Below are 20790 nucleotides of genomic sequence, written 5' to 3' on the forward strand. Positions count from 1 at the left end.
CGACCGGCCCCGGTTCCCGCCGCGGTCAAATGCCGGTCAAACGGCCGTAATACAATGGCCGGCTTACCCATTACCAGTCGCCTCGGGCGCACACGCGATGCTGGCGGAACAACGTCATCAATACATCCTGTCGGAGCTCGGACGGTCGGGCGCATTGTCGGTCGCGGAACTCGTGCGCTCGCTCGACGTGTCGCGCGAGACCGTGCGGCGCGACCTGAACGCACTGGCCGCGCGCGGCCTGCTCGTGATGACGCACGGCGGCGCGCTGGCGGCCGACCGCCGCGAGCCGAGCCTGTCCGAACGCGAAGCCGCGAACGCCGACGCGAAGCGCACGATCGGGCGGCGCGCGGCCGAATTCGTGCCCGACGATGCGTCGGTGCTGATCGATTCGGGCAGCACGCCGCATGCGGTCGCGCTCGCACTCGCCGACCGGCACCGGCTGTCGATCTACACGAACGACTGGCGCACCGCGTTCGTGCTCGCCCGGCGCAACGGCAACCGCGTGACGCTGCTCGGCGGCGAGCTGTCCGACGACGAGGACGCCACCTTCGGGCTCGACACGATCCAGCAGCTCGCGCAGTACCACGTCGATTTCGCGTTCATCGGCGCCGGCGGCATCACGCCCGACGGCGAATGCACCGACTACTCGCGGCTCGCGGCCGAGGTGCGCAGCCGGATGATCGCGGCGGCCGGCACGGCGATCATCGTCGCCGATCATTCGAAATTCGGCCGCGTGACGCCGGTGCGGATCAACGGCGCGGCCGCCGCCCGCTATCTCGTGACCGAGCGCGCGCCCGACAAGGCCGTGCGCCGCGCACTCACCGCGCGCGGGATCGAGCTGCTCGTGTGCGACTGACGCGCGTCCGACATACAAGGTTCATCGAACCGTCATTCCGCGGGAAGAACCTCTGCCGACACTGACCCATTCATTTCGACCGGCCTCGCGGCCAGGGAGCAACGAATGTCCGTCAGCGTGCGCAGCTATCTTTCCCCCACTCTCGTCCTGCTGGCTTTCGACTGGGCCGATGCGCAGTCGCGCGACGATTTTCTCGGCTTCGCGATCCGGCGCACGCCGGGATTCTGGTCGGCCGACGGCAGGACGCGCGCACCGAACAGCTGGCTGCCGAACCGCCTGACGTTCGACGGCCCGGCTGCCGACACGCAGGGCGACGCACCGACCGACCAGGCGCCGATCCAGAAATTCATGTGGTGGGATGCGCGCATCGATCCGCAGGACCGCGGTGCGTCGTTCCGCTACGACGTCTATCCGGTCGTCGGCACGCCGGCGAACCTGAACGTGCTCGACGCGCAAGCCGGCGTGTGCGACGTCGTGCTGCCCGCGCACGTCGAGGACGGCATCGGCACGTGGTTCAACCGCGCTGTGGTGAGCTCGCAGGCGTTCGCGAAGCAGGTCGCGGCGCTGGGCCTCGCGCCGAATGCGGCGCCGAGCGACGCGCAGGCGCTGAAGCTGCGCACGTGGCTCGCGAACGACATGGAGCAGGTGTTCGCGCAGATGCTCGACCCCGCGTCGCGCGCGGTGTCGGCCGTCTATCACCTGACCGACACGCTGTGGGCGCTGCCCGCGTTCGAAGCGTTCGGGCGCACGCACGGCGAAGCGTCGCTCGCGATCGTCTACGACGCACACACGACGGCGCGCAAGGGCAAGCCGCCGCTGCCGTCGCCGAACCAGCCGGCCGTCGATGCGTTGCAGGGTCTCGCGACGCTCGCGCCACGCGACAGGACGCACATCATGCACGACAAGTTCATCGTGACCGATGCGCCGTCCAACCCGGCGCCCGCGCGCGTGCTGACCGGCTCGGCGAACTTCACGACCGAGGGGCTCACGGAGCAGGCGAACGTGCTGCACGCGTTCGACTCGCCCGCGCTCGCCGTGCTGTACGACGCGCGCGCGCATGCGCTGGCCGGGAATCCGTCGATCGCGGAGACGGCGCGCCTGTCGCCGGGCTGGTCGGAACCGGTGACGATCGGCAGTGCACAGGTGCGGCTCGCGTTTTCGCCGGAGCCGGCGGGGCAGCGCACCGAGATCGACACGATCGTCACCGCGATCGCGGCCGCGAAGCATTCGGTGTCGTTCTGCCTGTTCATGCCGACCGACGCGGCGCTGCGCGATGCGTGCTTCGCGGCCGGCGACCGCGGGCTGATGATGTTCGGGCTGGTGAACAGGATCAACGTCGGCAGCGCGACGAAGGCCGATGCCGCGCGGCAGGCCGGTGAGCCGCTCGATGCGGCCACGCTCGCGAACCTCGAGCTGTACCACCGCAGCCGCGACAACCGCGACGTGATCGATGCCGCGTATTTCTCGCCGGCCACCGTGCCGCAGGGTTTCGAGCCCGAGCTGCGGCTCTTTCCGGGCGAACCGGCGCCGGCCTTTCCGCCCGTCGTGATCCATCACAAGTTCATCGTGATCGATGCGGAAGGCGCGAATCCGGTCGTCTATACGGGCTCGGCGAACATGAGCCGCAATTCCGAGCAGTACAACGACGAGAACCTGCTCGAGATCCGCGACCGGCGGATCGCGGCGATCTATCTCGCGGAATTCCTGCGGCTTTACGAGCACTATCGCGCGCGGGCGCTGTCGATCGATGCGAAACGGCGCGGCGCCGATGCGGGTACGGGCGCGCATGCACGGCTCGCGCTGGCGCCCGATTCGAGCTGGGCCAGGAAGTATTACGTGACGGGAAGCCCGGAAGAGAAGGCGCGGATCGCGCTGGCGTCGAGCGCGCCGACGGACTGACGCACGGGGCTGGGACGGGCGCGGCAGATGCGCGCCCGGTGCGCGCTAGTGCGCGGCCGGCCGGTGCCGCTTACGCGGCGACGTAGCGCAGCACGGCGTCGGCGATCGTGTCGCGATGCCGTGCGCGCAGGCGCGGCGCCGACGGATCGCGGCCGAACGCGGCGCCGAACGTGTAGCGGTTCGACACGCGGTGGAAGCAGAAGGAGCTGATCAGCAGGTGCAGGTCGAATGCGTCGATGTCCTTGCGGAACGCGCCGCTCGCCGCGCCGCGCTCGACCAGTTCCTCGAGCGTCTTGATGATGCTGACGTTGCGGTTCTTGAACGACTTGAGCTGTTCGAGATACTTCGCGCCGTGGATGTTCTCGATCGACACGAGACGCACGAAGTCGCGATGCTTGTCGTGATAGTCGAACGTGAATTCGACGAGGCGGCGCATGCCTTCGCGCGGCTCCATGTCGCCGACGTGCAGTTCCTGCTCGAGCGCGCGGATGTCGCCGTACACCTTCTCGAGCACGGCCTCGTACAGCCCTTCCTTGCTTTCGAAGTAGTAGTAGAGCATCCGCTTCGTCGTGTTGGTGCGCTCGGCGATCGCGTCGACGCGCGCGCCGGCGAGCCCCATCGCGGAAAATTCCTGCGTGGCGACATCGAGGATGTTGCGCTTGGTTTGCTCGGGATCGTATTTGCGCCGCGCATCGGACGCAAGCGCGCGGATGTCGGACGTGGCGGCCTTGCTTCCTGCTTTCATGTGACTTTATTGTGGCTTCGGCGGCGTGGAAAAGGCATTCTAGCATGTGGGAAATCCCCGCCCGGCCGACCTCGCGCTCTAATCGTCGGGGCCGTTTCGGCCGCCGTGGCCGCCGCTCAGCGGCGGCAGGACGCGAGCGCGTCGCGGGCCTGGTATGCCGTGTACGTGAGCTGCGCGGCGGCGAGGCCCGCCAGCCCGAACGTGCGCGTGAGCCCGAACGCGTTGAAGCCTTCCGGCACCGGCCGGCCTTCGGCCAGCGCGGCCGCGAGCGCTTCGCCGGCCACCGTGGTCGGCGCCATGCCGTGGCCGCCGAACGCGATCGCGTGCCACACGCCGTCCGCGTCGCGGCCGATCTGCGGCATCTTGTGCCGCGCGTAGCTCATCAGCCCGCCCCACGCGTAGTCGACCTTCACGTCGTCGAGTTGGGGATACACGCGCAGCAGGTCGCGGCGCAGCAGCCGGGCGATCGCGTCGGGGCCGCGGTCGAGCACCGAGATCCGGCCGCCCCACAGGATCCGCGTGTCCTTCAGCGGGCGGTAATAGTCGAACGCGAAACGCGTGTCGTAGATCGCGTACGGCGCGTCGATCGCGTCGGGCAGGCGCGCGCCGAGCGGCTCGGTCGCGATCACGTAGGTCGCGATCGGCAGCACCGCGCGCTCGATGCGCGGCGACACGCCGCGTGCATAGCCGCCGCCGGCGAACACGACGTCCTTCGCGCGGACCGTGCCCTGCGCGGTGCGCACGACGTACCCGGCGCCTTCGCGCGCGATGCCGAGCGCGGCCGAGCGTTCGTACACGCGCGCACCGCCGCGCGACGCGGCCGCCGCGACGCCGAGCACGTACTTGAGCGGATGGAAGTGGAACGCGTTCGGCTCGAACAGGCCGCCGTAATAGCGCTGCGTCTTCAGCCGCTGGCGCAGCGCGTCCGTCGAAACGGGTTCCCAGTCGACGCCGAGTTCGTCCTTCATCAGCGTGCGCACGCCGTCGAGCCGGGAAGGATCGTCGAACCAGTTCGCGAGCATCACGCCCTGGTCGACGATGTCGCAGTCGATGCCGTAGCGCGCGATCCGCGTGCGGATCAGGTCGACCGCATCGACGGTGAGCCGGTACAGCCGGCGCCCTTCGTCGCGGCCGAGCGTGCGCAGCAGGTCGGCATTGTCGAGGCTGTAGCCGCCGAACACGAAGCCGCCGTTGCGGCCCGATGCGCCGAAGCCGACCCGTTCGCCGTCGAGCACGACGACGTCCTGCACGCCGCGCTCGACGAGGCCGAGCGCCGTGCACAGGCCGGCGAGGCCGCCGCCGACGATGCAGACCTGCGTGTCGATCGTGCCGGTCAGTTGCGGGTAGGGCTGGCGGGTAACGGTGGCTTCGTAGAAGTTCTGCATGCGATTTCGTTGACTCGTGACGGCGGAAAACAGGCGGCGCGCGTCGATCTTGCCTGAACGCGCGCGCCGCGTCGAATGGGTGGCTGGCGCAGGCCGCCGCGCCAGGGGCGGCGGCGGCGGGTGCGATGCGGACCGAGCCGGGCGGTCAGGCGCCCGGCGTCGGGTTGGCCGGGCGGGCGACGTAGCCCGCGTAGCCGGCATCGGTTTTCGGTGCGGTGTCGGGGGCGACGTTGCGTTCGATCCACGGCGCGATTTCCATGTCTTCGTAGCGCACCAGGCGGCATTTGCGCACGAGCGCGTAGCCGAGCCAGATCGCGACGAAGAACGGCAGGCCGATGTAGGTCGCGGCGACGGCGGCCCAGTCGACCTTGTCGGAGAGGAACGCCTGGTAATCCTGGCCGAGCGCGACGACCGCGCACAGCGCGAACGCGAACAGCGGGCCGAACGGGAACCACTTCGACCGGTACGGCAACTGGTCGAGCGAGTAGCCTTGCTTCAGGAACCCCTTGCGGAACCGGTAGTGGCTCACCGCGATGCCGAGCCAGGTGATGAAGCCGGCCATGCCCGACGTGTTCAGCAGCCACAGGTAAACCGTCTTGTCGCCGTACAGCGACGTGAGGAAGCACAACGCGCCGACGGCCGTCGTCGCATACAGCGCGTTGCGCGGCACGCCGCCGCGCGACAGCTTCGCGAAGATCCTCGGCGCGCGGCCTTCGACCGCGAGGTTGTAGAGCATCCGCGTGGACGCATACATGCCCGAGTTGCCGGCCGACAGCACGGCCGTCAGGATCACCGCGTTCATCACGCCGGCCGCGAATGCCAGACCCGCGTGGCGGAACACGAGCGTAAACGGACTCACGCCGATGTCGGTCACGTCGCTCTTCAGCAGGCTCGGGTCGGTATAGGGAATCAGCACGCCGATCACGAAGATCGCCAGCACGTAGAACAGCAGGATGCGCCAGAAGATCTGGCTCACCGCGCGCGGAATCGTCGTGCGCGGGTTTTCCGATTCGCCGGCCGCGACGCCGATCATTTCGGTGCCCTGGAACGAGAAGCCCGCGATCATCGCGACGCCGAGCATCGTTGCCCAGCCGCCGGCGAACGGCGCGTCGCCGATCGTGAAGTTGCTCCAGCCGGCGCTCGGGCCGCCCTGCATGATTCCGAAGATCATCAGCAGGCCCACGCCGACGAACGCGAGCACCGTCAGCACCTTGATCAGCGCGAACCAGTATTCGGCCTCGCCGAAGCCGCGCACCGACAGCGCGTTGAGCGCGAAGATCAACGTGAGGAACAGCGCGCTCCACCAGACCCCCGGCACGTGCGGGAACCAGTAGTGCATCACGAGCTGCGCGGCGACCAGCTCCACCGCGAGCGTGACGGCCCAGCTGTACCAGTAGTTCCAGCCAAGCGCGAAGCCGAAGCCTTCGTCCACGTATTTCGCGCCGTAGGTCGCGAACGAGCCCGACACCGGCATGAACGCGGCCATTTCGCCGAGGCTCGTCATCACGAAATAGACCATCAGGCCGATCACCATGTACGCAAGCATCGCGCCGCCGGGGCCGGCCTGCGAGATCGACGCGCCGGACGCGACGAACAGGCCCGTGCCGATCGAGCCGCCGATCGCGATCATCCGCAGATGGCGCGCCTGCAGCGCACGGTGAAGGGACGGCTTCGCGGGCGGCGAGCCGGACGGACGGGGTGAATCGGGGCGGGCATCTGAATGCATGGCGGGCGCTGGGCGCTGTCTCCGGGATTGTTTTTCGGTGACGACGCGCGACGCGTTGCCGGCCGCCGGCCGGGCAGCGGTGATGCGATGCCGGAACGGGCCGGATGAACCGGGCCGCGATGCGTGTCGCGTTCGTCTGTCGTCGGGCTGCCGTCATGGCGGCCGGCGGCGCGCCGGGTGCATTGCACCTCGACGTCGCGACGATTGTGGGTGCCGGATACACTGGCCAGCAAACGATATTTCCGCACAGGGTGATGCCACTTTGTCATCAACTTGCGTCGCGTCGCGACGCGTCCGATGGCCCGTCCGTGGGCTTGGGAGAGGTCCGATATCGACGCGGAACCCGGTCGGTCCGATCTGCGGAGTTGTTGCGTTTTCGGAATGAAGTGGTGAGTTAATATCAATAGCGGCCCGACTTGTGGCCACCGACAATGTGTTTCATGGATCGTGCCTTGCGAGGCGGGAGCGCGCCGTGCGGCCGGGCCTGCCGCGCGGTGCATCCGCTTGCACAGGGCGCGCGAACGCGCTCCAATCGAATCACGCGGGCGGCGTTGCCGCCGCACCGATCAATCTGTCCCTGAAGAGGAAGTGATGCAATTCAACGACATTCTTGCCGCGCTCGATATCGATCTCGCCCAGTGGAAAGGCAATGCGCTGACCGCGCGTTCGCCGCTCGACGGCGCGACGCTCGCGACGCTGGCCGTCGACACGCCCGCCGACGCCGAGCGCAAGATCGACGCCGCGCACGACGCATTCCTCAAGTGGCGCACGGTGCCGGCGCCGGTGCGCGGCGAGTTCGTGCGCGTGTTCGGTAACGTGCTGCGCGAGCACAAGGCCGAACTGGGCCGCCTCGTCACGCTCGAAGCCGGCAAGATCACGTCGGAAGGGCTCGGCGAAGTACAGGAAATGATCGACATCTGCGATTTCGCGGTCGGTCTGTCGCGTCAGCTCTACGGCCTGACGATCGCGTCCGAGCGCCCGGGCCACCGGATGATGGAAACGTGGCACCCGATCGGCGTGTGCGGCGTGATTTCGGCGTTCAACTTCCCGGTCGCCGTGTGGGCGTGGAACGCGGCGCTCGCATTCGTGTGCGGCGATTCGGTCGTGTGGAAGCCGTCGGAGAAGACGCCGCTCACCGCGATCGCGTGCCACGTGCTGCTCGGGAAGGCGCTGCGCGAGTTCGAGAAGACGCATCCGGGCGTCGCGCCGGAAGGGCTGAGCCAGCTGGTGCTCGGCATGCGCGATGTCGGCGAGGTGCTGACCGCATCGAAGAAGGTGCCGGTCGTCAGCGCGACGGGCAGCGTGCGGATGGGCCAGGAAGTCGCGAAGGTGCTGAGCCAGCGTCTTGCGCGCGGCATCCTCGAACTCGGCGGCAACAACGGGATGATCGTCGCGCCGAGCGCGGATCTGGATCTCGTCGTGCGCGCGGTCACGTTCGCGGCGGTCGGCACGGCCGGCCAGCGCTGCACGACGCTGCGCCGCCTGATCGTGCATCGCAGCCTGGTCGAACAACTGCTGCCGCGCATCGAGAAGGCCTATGCGTCGGTGAAGGTCGGTAATCCGCTGGAAGAAGGCACGCTGGTCGGCCCGCTGGTCGATCGCGCGTCGTTCGACGCGATGCAGAAGGCACTGGCCGATGCACGCGAGCAGGGCGGCGAAGTGAAGGGCGGCGAGCGCGTCGACGTCGGTCATGCGGATGCGTACTACGTGCGTCCGGCGATCGTGCGGATGCCGAAGCAATCGGCGGTGGTCGAGCGCGAGACGTTCGCGCCGATCCTGTACGTGATGATCTACGACAACTTCGACGATGCGATCGAACTGCACAACGCGGTGCCGCAAGGGCTGTCGTCGGCGATCTTCACGAACGACATGCGCGAGGCCGAGCAGTTCATGTCGGCGGCGGGCAGCGATTGCGGGATCGTCAACGTGAACATCGGCACGAGCGGGGCGGAAATCGGTGGCGCGTTCGGCGGCGAGAAGGAAACCGGCGGCGGCCGCGAGTCGGGTTCGGATGCGTGGAAGGCGTATATGCGTCGCGCGACGAATACGATCAACTACAGCCGGCAACTGCCGCTGGCGCAGGGGGTGAAGTTCGATGTTTGATACGGGGCGCCCGGACGGGCGCTGCGTATAGGCAGAAAGGGCCGGCTGCCGCGTTGCGGCGCCGGCCCTTCGTTCATCCGCGCGACGGCAAGCGCGCGAGCCGCGTCATGCGTCTCCCGCCGTCGGCATGTTCTGCACCACCAGCATCTGCGGGCTCGACAGCGTGATCTCCGCCGCGCGCAACTGCTTCAGGATCTCGAACAGCAGGTCGCTCTTCGTCGAACTCGCGATCCGCGGGCTCGATACGTAGCCCGTCACGCTGAGCGTGATGCCGTCCGGCGTGAGCTGGCTGAACGTCACCGACGGCGCCGGTTTCTCGAGAATCGCCGGGTGCTCGCGATACGCATCGAGCAGCAGGTCGCGCACCTGCTCGGGGTCGGTGTTCAGCGGGAACGTCAGCACCAGTGTCGCGACGCCCTGCGTGCTGTTGCCCATCGTCACGTTGCGCAGGTTCTGCGAGATCAGTTGCGAGTTCGGCACGATCACGGTCGAGCGGTCGCTGAGCTGGATTTCGGTCGCGCGCACGTTGATGCGGCGAATGTCGCCTTCGACGCCCGCGATGCTGATCATGTCGCCCACCTTCACCGGGCGCTCGGTCAGCAGGATCAGCCCCGACACGAAGTTCTTCACGATCTCCTGCAGGCCGAAGCCGATACCCACCGACAACGCACTGACGATCCACGCGAGGTTGTTCCACCGGACGCCGAGCAGCCCGAGCGTCATCAGCACGAGCAGCACGTAGCCGACGTTGGTGAACAGCGTGATCAGCGACACGCGCATGCCCGTATCCATGCCGAGCGCGGGCATGAACTCGCCGTCGAGCCAGCGGCGCAGCGAGCGCAGCAGGTAGAAGCCGATCGCGAACCCGATTCCCGCGTTCATGATCCGGTCGGGCATGATGTTCAGGCTCTGCAGTCGCTGGCTGCCGATCATCGCGATCGCGCTGTCGAGCAGGTCGCTCGGCGTCGTGCCGAAGCCGCCCGTCACCAGTGCGATGGCCGCGATCAGCATCAGCAGGCTCGTGCCGAAGCCGGACAGCACCGTGCGGGCCTGGTCGAGATGACGGTCTTCGAGCGCGAACAGGTGCTTGATCTGCTGGCCCGTCGACAGGCTCGGCGAGAACAGGCTTTCGCTCGCGTCGCGCGTCAACTGGATCAGGATGTAGGTGGCGCACAGCACGATCTCGAACCACACGAGCTCGTAGGTGATGAAGCGCGCGACCGTGATGTAGCCGATCACGAGTGCGATCAGCGACGCGACGATCGCCAGCGTGACGCCGGCATGGATCAGCCCGGCGAGCGTCGAACGCTGCTCGGGCGCCTCGCCGGCCGCCGCCAGCACGCTGCGCGCGCGGTTCGAGCGCAGCAGCGACGCGCCGACCGTCAGCGCGACGACGAGCGACACGATACCGCGGCCGAACAGCGTGACCGACAGGCTGGTGTCGACGATCCGGTTGATCGATTCGAGCGTGCCGGACATCATCAGCAGCGCGGCCAGGATGCTGGGGAACGGCTTCATCGCGCGCGCGACGGGATCGGCGATCGCGGGCAGGCGCCACGACGGATGCCGGGTGCAGAGCAGTGCGCGGCCGAGCCCGCCGATCAGTGCGCAGGTCGTCGCGAGCTTCGCGATCTGGTCCCACAGATCGCTCAGCGCCGGCGTGAGCTCGTAATGGCGCGCGACGGCGAGGTAAAAGATCTGGACGGCGAGGGCGGTTGCCAGCAATGTCGACAGCGCGGTCGACAGCGCCAGCGCGCTGCGGCGCAAGCGGGTGGCCGGCAGCCGGTTCATGCAGAACCACGCGAGCGCGTGCTCGATGGCCCGGCGGCCGCCGGTCCACGCCGTGAACGCGGCGATCAGCAGCAGCACGGTGATGGCTTTTTGTCCAGGCACCCACGACGAATGCAGCATGTCGAGCATTTCGTCGTCGAAGTCCCCGAGCCGCTGGGCGTCGTCTGGCGAAAGATGGAACAGCGGCAGCCAGAACTGCGCGCTGAAAATGCCGCCCGAACGGAACGCAAGCTGGTTCTTCAGCAGGCCGCGATGCAGCTTCGCGAACTGCTCGTTCAGATTCGTGAGGCTGGTCTTCTGGTCGGCGATCTGCTTCAGCGCGGCATCGATCTGCGTCTTGCGCGCGTTCAGCGTGGCCCGCTGCTTCGCGACGGCCGGCGCTTCCGGCGCGGCGCCATCGGCCGGGGCCGGGCCCAGCACGTCGAGTTGCCCCTGGATCTGCGCACGTTGCGGAACGAGTTCGCTCTGCAGCTTGTCGACGTCGGCGCCCAGCTCCTGCGTCGAGTCGCCGAGCGCGTCCAGCTCCTTGCTGTTGGACGCGGTCGAGGTCTGCTGCTTGATGCGGTCCAGTTCGGCCTGCATCTGCTTGAGCTGCGCGACGGCGTCGTTCAGCGAGATGGCCGGCACGGGCGCGCCGACACCGCTCGCGATCGGTGCCGAGGCGGCCGCCGGAAACGCCGACGCGGTCGCGATCGCCGCGAACTGCAGCAGCGCGACCAACGCGACCCGGCGGGCGTAAAAGGAGAGTCGTTGTATGGACATGGAATGCTTACGATTTGCCGACAGTCCCGGTCGCCGAAAGGCGCCCGGAAGCCGGTGGTTGGCCCGGTAGCATGTTACCGGGGCGCGGGGGACGTGGTTGTCCCGATTGCGTCCGCCGTTTGCGACGATTCCGATGCGTTGCGGCCGCGCGAAATCGCGTGTCGCGCCCGGTCCGTCGGGGCGGCGGCACCGGCGCAACGGGACGGACGGTGACGGATGGCCGTCATGATCCCCGTTCCCTTGCCGACAGACGGTTACGCAAGTTACATATCGTCCGGTGCGAAAACGGGTGTTCGTCGTGTCGCGTGCCGGATATCGGGGGCGGCTCGCATCCGCGCAGGCCGGGCGGGCCGGTACAATGCAGCGATTCGCCCGACGGCGGCTCGACGGTCGCCGGACAACAACATACGACACGATCAGGAGACGCGCGCAAGATGGCCTCAACGGACAGCCTTCCACGGCAGGCACCTGCCTCATCCCCCTCCATCGACCCCGGCTCCATCTCGGCCCGCCTCGACCGCCTGCCGCCCACGCGCACCGTGTGGAAGCTCGTCGTCCTGCTGAGCCTCGGCTTCTTCTTCGAACTCTACGACCTGCTCTACAGCGGCTACGTGGCCCCCGGCCTCGTGAAAGGCGGGATCCTCTCCGCGACGACGCACGGCCTGTTCGGCACCACGGGCGTCGCGAGCTTCATCGCCGCGCTGTTCTCGGGGCTCTTCATCGGCACGATCGCATGCGGCTTCCTCGCCGACCGCTTCGGCCGCCGCGCGATCTTCACGTGGTCGCTGCTGTGGTACACGGCGGCCAACGTCGTGATGGCGTTCCAGGACACCGCCGCCGGTCTGAACTTCTGGCGCTTCGTCGTCGGTCTCGGCCTCGGCGTCGAGATGGTGACGATCGGCACGTACATCTCCGAACTCGTGCCGAAGCAGATTCGCGGCCGCGCATTCGCGTGCGAGCAGGCAGTCGGCTTCGTCGCGGTGCCGGTGGTCGCGTTCCTCGCGTACCTGCTGGTGCCGAATGCACCGTTCGGCCTCGACGGCTGGCGCTGGGTCGTGCTGATCGGCGCGCACGGCGCGCTGTTCGTGTGGTGGATTCGCCGTGAACTGCCGGAAAGCCCGCGCTGGCTCGCGCAGCAGGGGCGGGTGGACGAAGCCGACCGCATCATGCGCGCGCTCGAGGCGAAGGTCGAAGCCGAATACGGCCGGCCGCTGCCGCCGCCCGCGCCCGCCGAGCCCGTGCCGCCGCGCGGCAGCTTCCGCGACATGTGGGTGCAGCCGTATCGCAACCGCACGATCATGATGACGATCTTCAACGTGTTCCAGACGGTCGGCTTCTACGGCTTCGCGAACTGGGTGCCGACGCTGCTGATCAAGCAGGGCATCACGATCACGTCGAGCCTGATGTATTCGAGCGTGATCGCACTCGCCGCGCCGATCGGCCCGCTGATCGGCCTCGTGATCGCGGACCGCTTCGAGCGCAAGTCGGTGATCGTCGCGATGGCGGCGGCGATCGTCGTCTGCGGCCTGCTGTTCAGCCAGACGACGGTCGGCGCATTCCTGATCGTGCTCGGAATCGGCCTCACGCTCGCGAGCAACATCATGTCGTACAGCTTCCACGCGTATCAGGCCGAGCTGTTCCCGACGTCGATCCGCGCACGGGCAGTCGGCTTCGTCTATTCGTGGAGCCGCTTCTCGGCGATCTTCTCGTCGTTCGTGATCGCGGCCGTGCTGAAGGGCTTCGGCACGCTGGGCGTGTTCGCGTTCATCGCGGGCGCGATGGTGATCGTGATGGCCGCGATTGGATTGATGGGGCCGCGCACGAAAGGCATCGCGCTCGAAACCATCTCGAAGTAAGTGGGAGTTGTGCACGCGTGGCGCACGGTTCGTGCGGCATGCGTGCGATGCGGTGGCGTTGTGAATCACGTGTGTTGCGAGGACGGTTTGCCTCAAATAATACGGTATCCGAAGTTATTGGAAAAAGCCGTCTTTTGTCGGTCCGGAACGTCCAGCGATCAAGCCTGCCACGTTCCGAAAACGCAGGAAGCAACGAGTTGAAACAAAGCGTGACGAAGCGCAATTCCGCCGCGAAACCGCGGTTTTGCCGCTGCGCAATCGTGCGACGGGGCGTAAAATGAAGGGCCTGACGACTCATTAGCTACCATCGGACCGTACGCGTTACAGCAGCGAACGGCTCCCCGCAAAGAGGCGTCGGCGCCGGGCGCACAGAGTGCGCCGGATGTGTCGATAGCTCGCGCGGAAGATGCGCCGCTCGCAACAGCAGCATGCGGCGGCCGGATCGGCCGATGGCTTCGAATTCATGATTCTTTTCAGCCTGACGCGGCCGTTTGCGAAGCCGCGCCGTCTTGCCCGCGCAGTTGCCGCGTCCGCGTGGCTCGCCGCCGCGCTGCCGATTTCCGTTCTTGCCGTGCAGCCGGCCTTTGCCGCGTCCGACGCTTCGCCGTCCATTGCTACGTCATCCTCATCAGCTACGCCGCCCGCGTCGGCGGCTTCTCGTGCGCATTCGGCGTCGGCCGCACACGCATCGTCCGGTGCATCGGGGGCGTCGGCCGCGCAGCCTGCACCTGCGTCGTCGCAAGCACATCGTGCCGAGCCTGCCAGCGCGGCCTCGGGCGCATCGGCTGCATCCGGCGCATCCGGCACTTCCGGCGCATCCAGCGCATCCAGCGCATCCAGCGCATCCAGCGCAGCGCCCGCGTCGGCCGCATCCGCCACCGCCGCCAGCGAGGCCGAGCCTCCCGCACCCACCCCGCCGCGGCGCCATCCGCCGCTGTCGGCCGAAGAAGCGAAAAACGCGACCGCGCGCGCGATCGACATGCGCAAGCGTTTCTCGCAGGAAGTCACGCGGCGCCTGAACGTGCCGGTCGGCGACCAGCGCGCGTACGGCGAGCGGCTCCAGAAGGCGCTCGCCGCTGCGGATCTCGGCGACCTCGCCGGCGAATACGTCGCGATGGTCGACCGCGCGCCGAACGTGCAGGCGCTGTTCATCTACTTCCGCGCAACGCCGGCCAACGCGTGGATGATGATCGGCGCATCGCCGGTCGGCACCGGGCTGCCGGGCCAGTACGACCATTTCCTGACGCCGCTCGGCGTGTTCCATCACTCGCCCGACAACATGGATTTCCGCGCGGAAGGCACGACGAACGAGAACGGCATCCGCGGCTACGGGCACCGCGACATGCGCATCTACGATTTCGGCTGGGTGGACGGCGAGCGCGGCTGGGGCAAGGGCGGCGTATCGCCGATGCGCTTCCAGATGCATGCGACCGACCCCGATCGACTCGAAGCGCTGCTCGGCATCCGGCACTCGAAAGGGTGCGTGCGGATTCCCGCATCGCTGAACACGTTCTTCGACCGGCACGGCCTGCTCGACGACGACTATCAGGCGCGTGTCGAGGCCGGCAAGTCGCTGTGGGTGCTGCGCCGCGATCGCGACATCACGCCGATCGCGGGCCGCTACCTGGTCGTGGTCGACAGCGCGCGCAAGAGCCGCCCGGCGTGGTCGCCGTTGTCGGGGCGCAAGGCATGGTCGAAGCTGCCGAAGAGCGGCGACACGGCGGACTGACGGCCGGCCGGCGGCCGCGAGAGTGTGCGGAGTGCGCGGGTGAGGCGCGTGGGAGCGAGAGCGGGGGGAACGATACGGATGAGAATAAATCCGTTTTATTGAGACATAAGAAAAGCAAACTTTTATTTGCCGATCCGGGTTCGTATAGTCGAGGCCAGTTTCGCGGAACCCTGCCGCGCCTGGACCACCACCGCTCACACGACCCGAATGAAAACTCTCTACAAGCTCGCCCCGCTCGCGATGCTCGGCGCCTTCGCGACGCATGCCTGTGCGCAAAGCAGCATCACGCTGTACGGTCTCATCTCGGCCGGTGTCGGGTTCGCGACCAACCAGGGCGGCAAGAACGCCTGGCAGGCGCTGTCCGGCACGAACCAGAACCCGCGCTGGGGGCTGAAGGGCAAGGAGGATCTCGGGCAGGGGCTGTCCGCGGTCTTCCAGCTCGAGAACGGCTTCAACGTGATGACGGGCACGGCCGCGCAGAACGGCCGCGAATTCGGGCGGATGGCCTACGTGGGCCTGGCCGACCGCACCTACGGCTCGCTGACGTTCGGCCGCCAGTACGACGCGATCCACGACTACATCGGGCCCGTGATCATCGCGAGCAACGGCGTGAACATCGGCGACAACGACAACGGCTACAACGACATCCGCGTACAGAACTCGGTGAAGTACGTGAGCCCCGTCTACCACGGCCTGAAGTTCACCGCGCTGTACGGCTTCAGCAACGCGACGGGCTTCGCGAACAACAGCGCCTACAGCTTCGGGCTCGGCTACGAACAAGGCCCGCTGCGCTGGAGCGCGGTCTACGCGCAATACAACCATCCGTACAGCGCGACGAACCAGGACGGCGCGATCGCGAACGACTATGCGTCGCCGCTGCTGATCTTCAGCAAGAGCGCGATGACGCCGGCGGCGTACGCGAGCCGGCAGCGGATCGCGGGCACGGGCGGCTTCTATACGATCGGCCGCGCGCAGTTCGCCGCGATGTTTACCGACGTGCGCTACGATTACCTCGACAATTCGCATCTGCACCTGCAGAACCTCGGTGTGAACGTGGTCTACACGATGACGCCGCAGCTCTTTCTCGGCGCCGCGTACGCGTTCACGAACGGCAAGTACGACGTGATCGACAAGCGGCCGAAATGGCACCAGGTGAACCTGCAGGCCGATTACTTCCTGTCGAAACGCACCGACGTCGCGCTGACGGTGATCGCGCAGCAGGCGGCCGGCGACGCGGATCATGCGCAGATCTTCGCGTACGCACGCTCGACCGGCACGCGCCAGATGATGGCGACGCTCGGCGTCCGGCACGTTTTCTGAGCGACACGCCATGACCCATCCGATCGCATCCCGCCGCACGTTCCTGAAACTGTCCGCCGCGCTGGCCGGCACCGCGCTGCTGCCCGAAACGGGCGCGTTCGCGGCCGGCGGCGACGCCGCGCGCCGCACGGTGATCATCGATACCGACCCGGGGCAGGACGACGCCATCGCGATCCTGTTCGCGCTGGGCGCGCAGGACCGGCTCGACGTCCGCGCGCTGACGGCCGTCGCGGGCAACGTGCCGCTCGAGCTGACCGAACGCAACGCGCGGATCATCCGCGACTGGGCCGGCCGCACGAAGTCGCTGCCGGTCTACGCGGGTTGCCCGCGGCCGCTCGTGCGCGACCTCGTGACAGCCGCGAACGTGCACGGCAAGACCGGGCTCGAAGGCGTCGAGCTGCATGCGCCGCTTGCCCCGCTCGCCGCCGGCCACGCGGTGTCGTATCTCGTCGACACGCTGAGCCGCGCGGCGCCAGGCAGCGTGACGCTGTGCGCGCTCGGCCCGCTGACGAACCTCGCGACCGCGCTGGTCGAAGCGCCGCAGATTCGCGCTGCGCTGCGCGACATCGTGCTGATGGGCGGCGCGTTCTTCGAGCGCGGCAACATCACGCCGGCCGCCGAGTTCAACATCTACGTCGATCCACAGGCGGCCGACGTCGTGTTCGGCAGCGGCGTGCCGATCGTCGTGCTGCCGCGCGACGTCGCGGTGAAGGCGCCGATCACGCCGGCGCGCGTCGCGCCGTTCCGCGCGCTCGGCAACCTTTGCGGCGCGATCGTCGCGGACATCATGGATGCCGAGCTGGCGTACAACAAGAAGCGGCGCGGTGTTGAAGACGCGCCGATGTACGACCCGACGGCGGTCGGCTATCTCGTCGATCCGACGTTGTTCGGCGGGCGCAAGGTCAACGTGATGGTCGAGACGACCGGGCAGTGGACGCTCGGCGAGACCGTCGTCGACTGGAACGGGCGCAGCGGCCGCGCGGCGAACGCGACGTGGATCAACGAGGTCGACGCGGACCGCTTCTATGCGACGCTCGCCGAACGCATCGCGAAGCTGCCCTGAGTGCGAGTCGTCAGCCTGCAGACGGCGAACGTCGTCAGATGTGCTTCGCAATCCACTCGCGGCACGCGCGCACGTGCGGGCCGCGATCGTCCGCGGCGAGCGAGATCAGCGAGATCGCGCGTGTGACGCGCGGTTTGTCGACGCGCAGCGCGACGAGTTCGGGATCGTGCAGATGCATCGTGTAGAGGCTCGGCAGCACGGCGGTCGCGAGGCCGTTGCGCGCGAGCGCGTAGAGCGGCTCCGTATATTCCATCCGGTACGTGACGTTCAGGCGCAGCTTCTCGGCGCCGCCGGTGCGATGCAGCGATTCGCTGACGCTGCCGCGCACGAACACCGCGAGTTCGCGATCGACGAGCTTCGACCACGTGACGCTCTTCGCGCGGGCGAGCGGATCGTCGCGCCGCACGACGATCACGATCTCGTCCTCGAACAGTTGCCGGTAGCGCAGCGTGCCGTCGTCGCTGTCGGGTTCGCGCACGCCGATGCCGAGATCCGCGACGCCGTCGCGCACGGCTTCGACGAGTGCGCTGTTCGGCAGGTCGGTGAGCGTGAAGCGCAGCGTCGGGTGCGCGTCGCGCAGTGCGTTGAGCGCGGGCAGCAGGCGGCCCGCAACCGACGGGATGAACGCGATGCGCACGGTCTGAATGCGTTCGCCGATGAGCCGCGTCATGTCGTCGAAGGTGCCGCGCGCGTGGTTGAGCAGGCGTTCGGCGAGCGGCAGGACGGCTTCGCCCGCGGTGGTGAGCGTGAGGCGATGGGCCGAGCGCGAGAACAGCCGGCCGCCGAGCAGGAATTCGATCTGGCGGATCGACGCGGTGAGCGCGGGCTGCGTGAGCGACAGCGCCTGCGCGGCCTGCGTGAAGCTGCGTGCGTGGGCGAGCACGACGAAGTGCTGGACCTGCCGCAGCGTGAGCGCGGGCAGCAGCGACGAACGGTCGGACGACATCGGGCAATAACGGTCGGGGATACGGTACGCGGCAGTATAAGACCGCGCTGCGTGAACCGGCACAGGACAATATTCGGAATCACAGGAGAACCACCATGTCAGCGACTGACACGATCCCGGCGCGCGCGCCGGCCAACTGGCTCGAACGCCGCTTCGCGCTCGCCGCGCGCGGCACGACCGTGCGCACCGAGGCGATCGCGGGTGTCACGTCGTTCCTCGCGGCCGCGTACCTGCTCGTCGTGATTCCGTCGCTGCTCGCGACGGGCGGGATGGCGCGCGGCGCGGCGACGACCGCGACGATCATCGTGTTCGTGCTGTTCACGACGCTGATGGGGCTCTACGCGAACCTGCCGTTTCTCGTCGGCCCCGGTATCGGCGGCTCGGTGATCATCGGCGTAACGCTCGCGACGACGGAGCACGTCGGCTGGCAGACGGGCCTCGGCATCGCGTGCGTGTCGGGCGTGCTGTTCTTCCTGCTGACGATACTCGGCGCGCGCGGCGTCGTGGTGCGGCTGATTCCGGTGCAGATCAAGCTCGGGCTCGGCGCGTCGATCGGGCTGTTCGTCACGATGCTCGGGCTGCGCAACGCGGGGATGGTCGTCGCGAACGCGAAGACCAACGCGTTCGCGCTCGGCGATTTCTCACGGCCGGGCGCACTCGTTGCGCTGATCGGCCTCGCGGTCGCGATCGTGCTGCAGGCGCGCAAGGTGCCCGGCGCGATCCTGATCGCGATCCTCGTCGCGGCCGCGGCCGGCGTGCCGCTCGGCGTCACGCACCTGCCCGAGTCGTTCGTGTCGCTGCCGCACAGCATCGCGCCGATCGCGTTCAAGCTCGACATCGGCAGCGCGTTGAGCGTCGCGGCCGCGCCGTACCTGTTCGCGTTCTTCGCGGCGGAATTCTTCTCGACGCTCGGCACCGCGCTCGCGGTCGGCGCGAAGGCGAACCTGCTCGACGAACAGGGCAACCTGCCGAACATCAACCGGCCGTTCCTCGTCGATTCGCTCGCCGCGACGCTCGGGCCCGTGTTCGGCATTCCGGCGCTCACCGCGCTGATCGAATCGGCGGCGGGCGTCGAGGCCGGCGGCCGCAGTGGGCTGTCGTCGCTGGCCGCGGCCGTGCTGTTCGCCGCGATGCTGCTGTTCGTGCCGGTCGCGCTCGCGATCCCGAAGGAGGCGACCGCGCCGGCGCTGATCCTGATCGGGCTGTCGATGTTCGCGACGATCCGCCATACGCATTTCGACGACTTCACCGATGCGCTGCCCGTGATGTCGATGGTGCTGCTCACGCTGATGTCGAACAGCTTCGGCACCGGCATCGCGGGCGGGCTGCTGTGCTACGTGCTCGTCAAGCTGCTGGCCGGCCGCCGGCGCGATGTGTCGTGGGGGCTCGTCGTGCTCGCGCTGCCGCTCGGCTATTACTTCTGGACCGTCGTGAAGCCGCATTGAGAGACGGCTTTCGCGATGCATTGGCACTACCGAACAAAGAGACTGACATGAACGCAACACCAGGCAACGTCCCGGCCGCGCGCACGGGCATCGAGATCACGCCGGCCCATCGGGCCTTCTTCCACGCGCTGCCGAAGGTCGAGTTGCATTGCCACCTGCTGGGCGCGGTGCGGCACGACACGTTCGTCGCGCTCGCGGCGCGCAGCGGCGCGCCGATCGAGCGCGCGGAAATCGACGCGTTCTATGCGCGCGGCGAGAAGCCGGTCGGCGTGCTGCACGTGCTACGCGCGCTCGACAAGTACCTGCTCACGCAGCCCGACGACCTGCGGCGGATCGCGTACGAATATCTGGAGGATGCGGCTGCGCACAACGTCCGGCACGCGGAATTCTTCTGGAATCCGACGGGAACGGTACGCGTATCGGGCATCGCGTATGCGGATGCGCAGGCCGCGATCGTCACGGCGATCCGCGATGCGGCACGCGATTTCGGCATCGGCGCACGCCTGATTCCGAGCATCGACCGCGAGCAGGATCCGGACGAAGCGGTCGCGATCGTCGAATGGATGAAGGCGAACCGCGCGGACGAAGTGGCGGGGCTCGGTATCGACTATCGCGAGAACGACCGGCCGCCGGAGCTGTTCTGGAAGGCGTACCGCGATGCGCGCGCGGCGGGTTTTCGCACGACCGCGCATGCGGGCGAGTTCGGGATGCCGTGGCGCAACGTCGAGACGGCCGTCGATCTGCTGCAGGTCGATCGCGTCGATCACGGCTACACGATCGTCGACAACCCCGAGCTGTGCGCGCGCTATGCGGAGCGCGGGATCGTCTTCACCGTCGTGCCGACGAATTCGTACTACCTGCGCACGCTGCCGCCGGAGCAGTGGGCTGAACGGCATCCGATGCGCAAGATGCCGGGCCTCGGGCTGAAGATCCATCCGAACACCGACGATCCGACGCTGCACAAGGTCAATCCGGCCGAGGCGTGGGAGCTGATGTTCAGCCATTTCGGCTTCGCCGTGGCCGAGCTGAAGCAATTCATGCTGAACGGGATCGACGGCGCGTGGGTGGACGACACGACGAAGGCCGCGTGGCGGGCGGCGTGGGCATCGGAGTTCGATGCGCTGGCCGCGCCGCTCGCGGCGGGCTGAGCGCGACCGTATCTGC

General features: G+C 68.0%; 14 protein-coding genes. 9 read left to right on the forward strand and 5 right to left on the reverse strand.

The window, feature by feature from the left end; all coding sequences use genetic code 11:
- Positions 1-97: 97 nt before the first annotated feature.
- Together HWX08_RS31320 and HWX08_RS31325 are read left to right on the forward strand one after the other, a co-directional pair.
- Entirely contained in the window at positions 98-856 is a 759-nt protein-coding gene (locus tag HWX08_RS31320; protein ID WP_069260755.1) for a DeoR/GlpR family DNA-binding transcription regulator, read from the forward strand.
- A gap of 105 nt (positions 857-961) precedes the next feature.
- The gene (locus tag HWX08_RS31325; protein ID WP_174922754.1) at positions 962-2755 is read left to right on the forward strand and encodes a phospholipase D-like domain-containing protein; all 1794 of its coding nucleotides are present in this window, start codon (positions 962-964) and stop codon (positions 2753-2755) included.
- A 70-nt stretch (positions 2756-2825) separates the two neighbouring features.
- On the opposite strand, the gene HWX08_RS31330 is transcribed toward HWX08_RS31325, so the two are convergent.
- From HWX08_RS31330 to HWX08_RS31340, 3 genes are all read right to left on the reverse strand, one after another.
- Entirely contained in the window at positions 2826-3500 is a 675-nt protein-coding gene (locus HWX08_RS31330; RefSeq protein ID WP_069260753.1) for a TetR/AcrR family transcriptional regulator, read from the reverse strand.
- A 116-nt stretch (positions 3501-3616) separates the two neighbouring features.
- Positions 3617-4885 carry an NAD(P)/FAD-dependent oxidoreductase gene (locus tag HWX08_RS31335; RefSeq protein ID WP_174922755.1) on the reverse strand — a complete coding sequence of 423 codons (1269 nt, stop codon included), beginning with the start codon at positions 4883-4885 and terminating at the stop codon, positions 3617-3619.
- 145 nt (positions 4886-5030) lie between these two features.
- Positions 5031-6611 (reverse strand): amino acid permease, encoded by a 1581-nt coding sequence (locus tag HWX08_RS31340; RefSeq protein ID WP_174922756.1) that lies wholly within the window; start codon positions 6609-6611, stop codon positions 5031-5033.
- Positions 6612-7202: 591 nt separating this feature from the next.
- Here HWX08_RS31340 and amaB point away from each other — a divergent pair.
- The gene (gene amaB, locus HWX08_RS31345; RefSeq protein ID WP_107311613.1) at positions 7203-8714 is read left to right on the forward strand and encodes an L-piperidine-6-carboxylate dehydrogenase; all 1512 of its coding nucleotides are present in this window, start codon (positions 7203-7205) and stop codon (positions 8712-8714) included.
- A 105-nt stretch (positions 8715-8819) separates the two neighbouring features.
- Here amaB and HWX08_RS31350 read toward each other — a convergent pair whose 3' ends face one another.
- Positions 8820-11267 carry a DUF3772 domain-containing protein gene (locus HWX08_RS31350; protein ID WP_174922757.1) on the reverse strand — a complete coding sequence of 816 codons (2448 nt, stop codon included), beginning with the start codon at positions 11265-11267 and terminating at the stop codon, positions 8820-8822.
- A 434-nt stretch (positions 11268-11701) separates the two neighbouring features.
- Between HWX08_RS31350 and HWX08_RS31355 the strand changes: the two genes are divergently transcribed.
- The 4 genes from HWX08_RS31355 to HWX08_RS31370 all read left to right on the forward strand — a co-directional run bounded on the left by HWX08_RS31355 (position 11702) and on the right by HWX08_RS31370 (position 17235).
- Positions 11702-13123, forward strand: coding sequence for an MFS transporter (locus tag HWX08_RS31355; RefSeq protein WP_107311610.1), 1422 nt, complete (start codon positions 11702-11704; stop codon positions 13121-13123).
- Positions 13124-13529: 406 nt separating this feature from the next.
- Positions 13530-14852, forward strand: a complete 1323-nt coding sequence (locus HWX08_RS31360; RefSeq protein WP_174922758.1) for a hypothetical protein — start codon at positions 13530-13532, stop codon at positions 14850-14852.
- Positions 14853-15059: 207 nt separating this feature from the next.
- The gene (locus HWX08_RS31365; protein WP_107311608.1) at positions 15060-16172 is read left to right on the forward strand and encodes a porin; all 1113 of its coding nucleotides are present in this window, start codon (positions 15060-15062) and stop codon (positions 16170-16172) included.
- Between the two features lie 10 nt (positions 16173-16182).
- Positions 16183-17235, forward strand: a complete 1053-nt coding sequence (locus HWX08_RS31370) for a nucleoside hydrolase (RefSeq protein ID WP_174922759.1) — start codon at positions 16183-16185, stop codon at positions 17233-17235.
- A 34-nt stretch (positions 17236-17269) separates the two neighbouring features.
- Here HWX08_RS31370 and HWX08_RS31375 read toward each other — a convergent pair whose 3' ends face one another.
- The gene (locus tag HWX08_RS31375) at positions 17270-18181 is read right to left on the reverse strand and encodes a LysR family transcriptional regulator (RefSeq protein WP_174922760.1); all 912 of its coding nucleotides are present in this window, start codon (positions 18179-18181) and stop codon (positions 17270-17272) included.
- Positions 18182-18276: 95 nt separating this feature from the next.
- On the opposite strand from HWX08_RS31375, the gene HWX08_RS31380 reads away from it, so the two are divergent.
- Positions 18277-19626, forward strand: a complete 1350-nt coding sequence (locus tag HWX08_RS31380; RefSeq protein WP_174922761.1) for an NCS2 family permease — start codon at positions 18277-18279, stop codon at positions 19624-19626.
- A 47-nt stretch (positions 19627-19673) separates the two neighbouring features.
- Positions 19674-20774, forward strand: a complete 1101-nt coding sequence (add, locus tag HWX08_RS31385) for an adenosine deaminase (protein ID WP_174922762.1) — start codon at positions 19674-19676, stop codon at positions 20772-20774.
- The last annotated feature ends 16 nt before the right edge of the window (positions 20775-20790 follow it).

The organism is Burkholderia metallica, from assembly GCF_902832845.1.
Classification (GTDB): Bacteria; Pseudomonadota; Gammaproteobacteria; order Burkholderiales; family Burkholderiaceae; genus Burkholderia; species Burkholderia metallica.

What these genes read in the sequence shown, in the direction of transcription:
- HWX08_RS31320 (WP_069260755.1), top strand. Translation starts at nt 98, where the DNA reads ATGCTGGCGGAACAACGTCATCAATACATCCTGTCGGAGCTCGGACGG.
- HWX08_RS31325 (WP_174922754.1), top strand. Translation starts at nt 962, where the DNA reads ATGTCCGTCAGCGTGCGCAGCTATCTTTCCCCCACTCTCGTCCTGCTG.
- HWX08_RS31330 (WP_069260753.1), bottom strand. Translation starts at nt 3,500, where the DNA reads ATGAAAGCAGGAAGCAAGGCCGCCACGTCCGACATCCGCGCGCTTGCG.
- HWX08_RS31335 (WP_174922755.1), bottom strand. Translation starts at nt 4,885, where the DNA reads ATGCAGAACTTCTACGAAGCCACCGTTACCCGCCAGCCCTACCCGCAA.
- HWX08_RS31340 (WP_174922756.1), bottom strand. Translation starts at nt 6,611, where the DNA reads ATGCATTCAGATGCCCGCCCCGATTCACCCCGTCCGTCCGGCTCGCCG.
- amaB (WP_107311613.1), top strand. Translation starts at nt 7,203, where the DNA reads ATGCAATTCAACGACATTCTTGCCGCGCTCGATATCGATCTCGCCCAG.
- HWX08_RS31350 (WP_174922757.1), bottom strand. Translation starts at nt 11,267, where the DNA reads ATGTCCATACAACGACTCTCCTTTTACGCCCGCCGGGTCGCGTTGGTC.
- HWX08_RS31355 (WP_107311610.1), top strand. Translation starts at nt 11,702, where the DNA reads ATGGCCTCAACGGACAGCCTTCCACGGCAGGCACCTGCCTCATCCCCC.
- HWX08_RS31360 (WP_174922758.1), top strand. Translation starts at nt 13,530, where the DNA reads ATGCGCCGCTCGCAACAGCAGCATGCGGCGGCCGGATCGGCCGATGGC.
- HWX08_RS31365 (WP_107311608.1), top strand. Translation starts at nt 15,060, where the DNA reads ATGAAAACTCTCTACAAGCTCGCCCCGCTCGCGATGCTCGGCGCCTTC.
- HWX08_RS31370 (WP_174922759.1), top strand. Translation starts at nt 16,183, where the DNA reads ATGACCCATCCGATCGCATCCCGCCGCACGTTCCTGAAACTGTCCGCC.
- HWX08_RS31375 (WP_174922760.1), bottom strand. Translation starts at nt 18,181, where the DNA reads ATGTCGTCCGACCGTTCGTCGCTGCTGCCCGCGCTCACGCTGCGGCAG.
- HWX08_RS31380 (WP_174922761.1), top strand. Translation starts at nt 18,277, where the DNA reads ATGTCAGCGACTGACACGATCCCGGCGCGCGCGCCGGCCAACTGGCTC.
- add (WP_174922762.1), top strand. Translation starts at nt 19,674, where the DNA reads ATGAACGCAACACCAGGCAACGTCCCGGCCGCGCGCACGGGCATCGAG.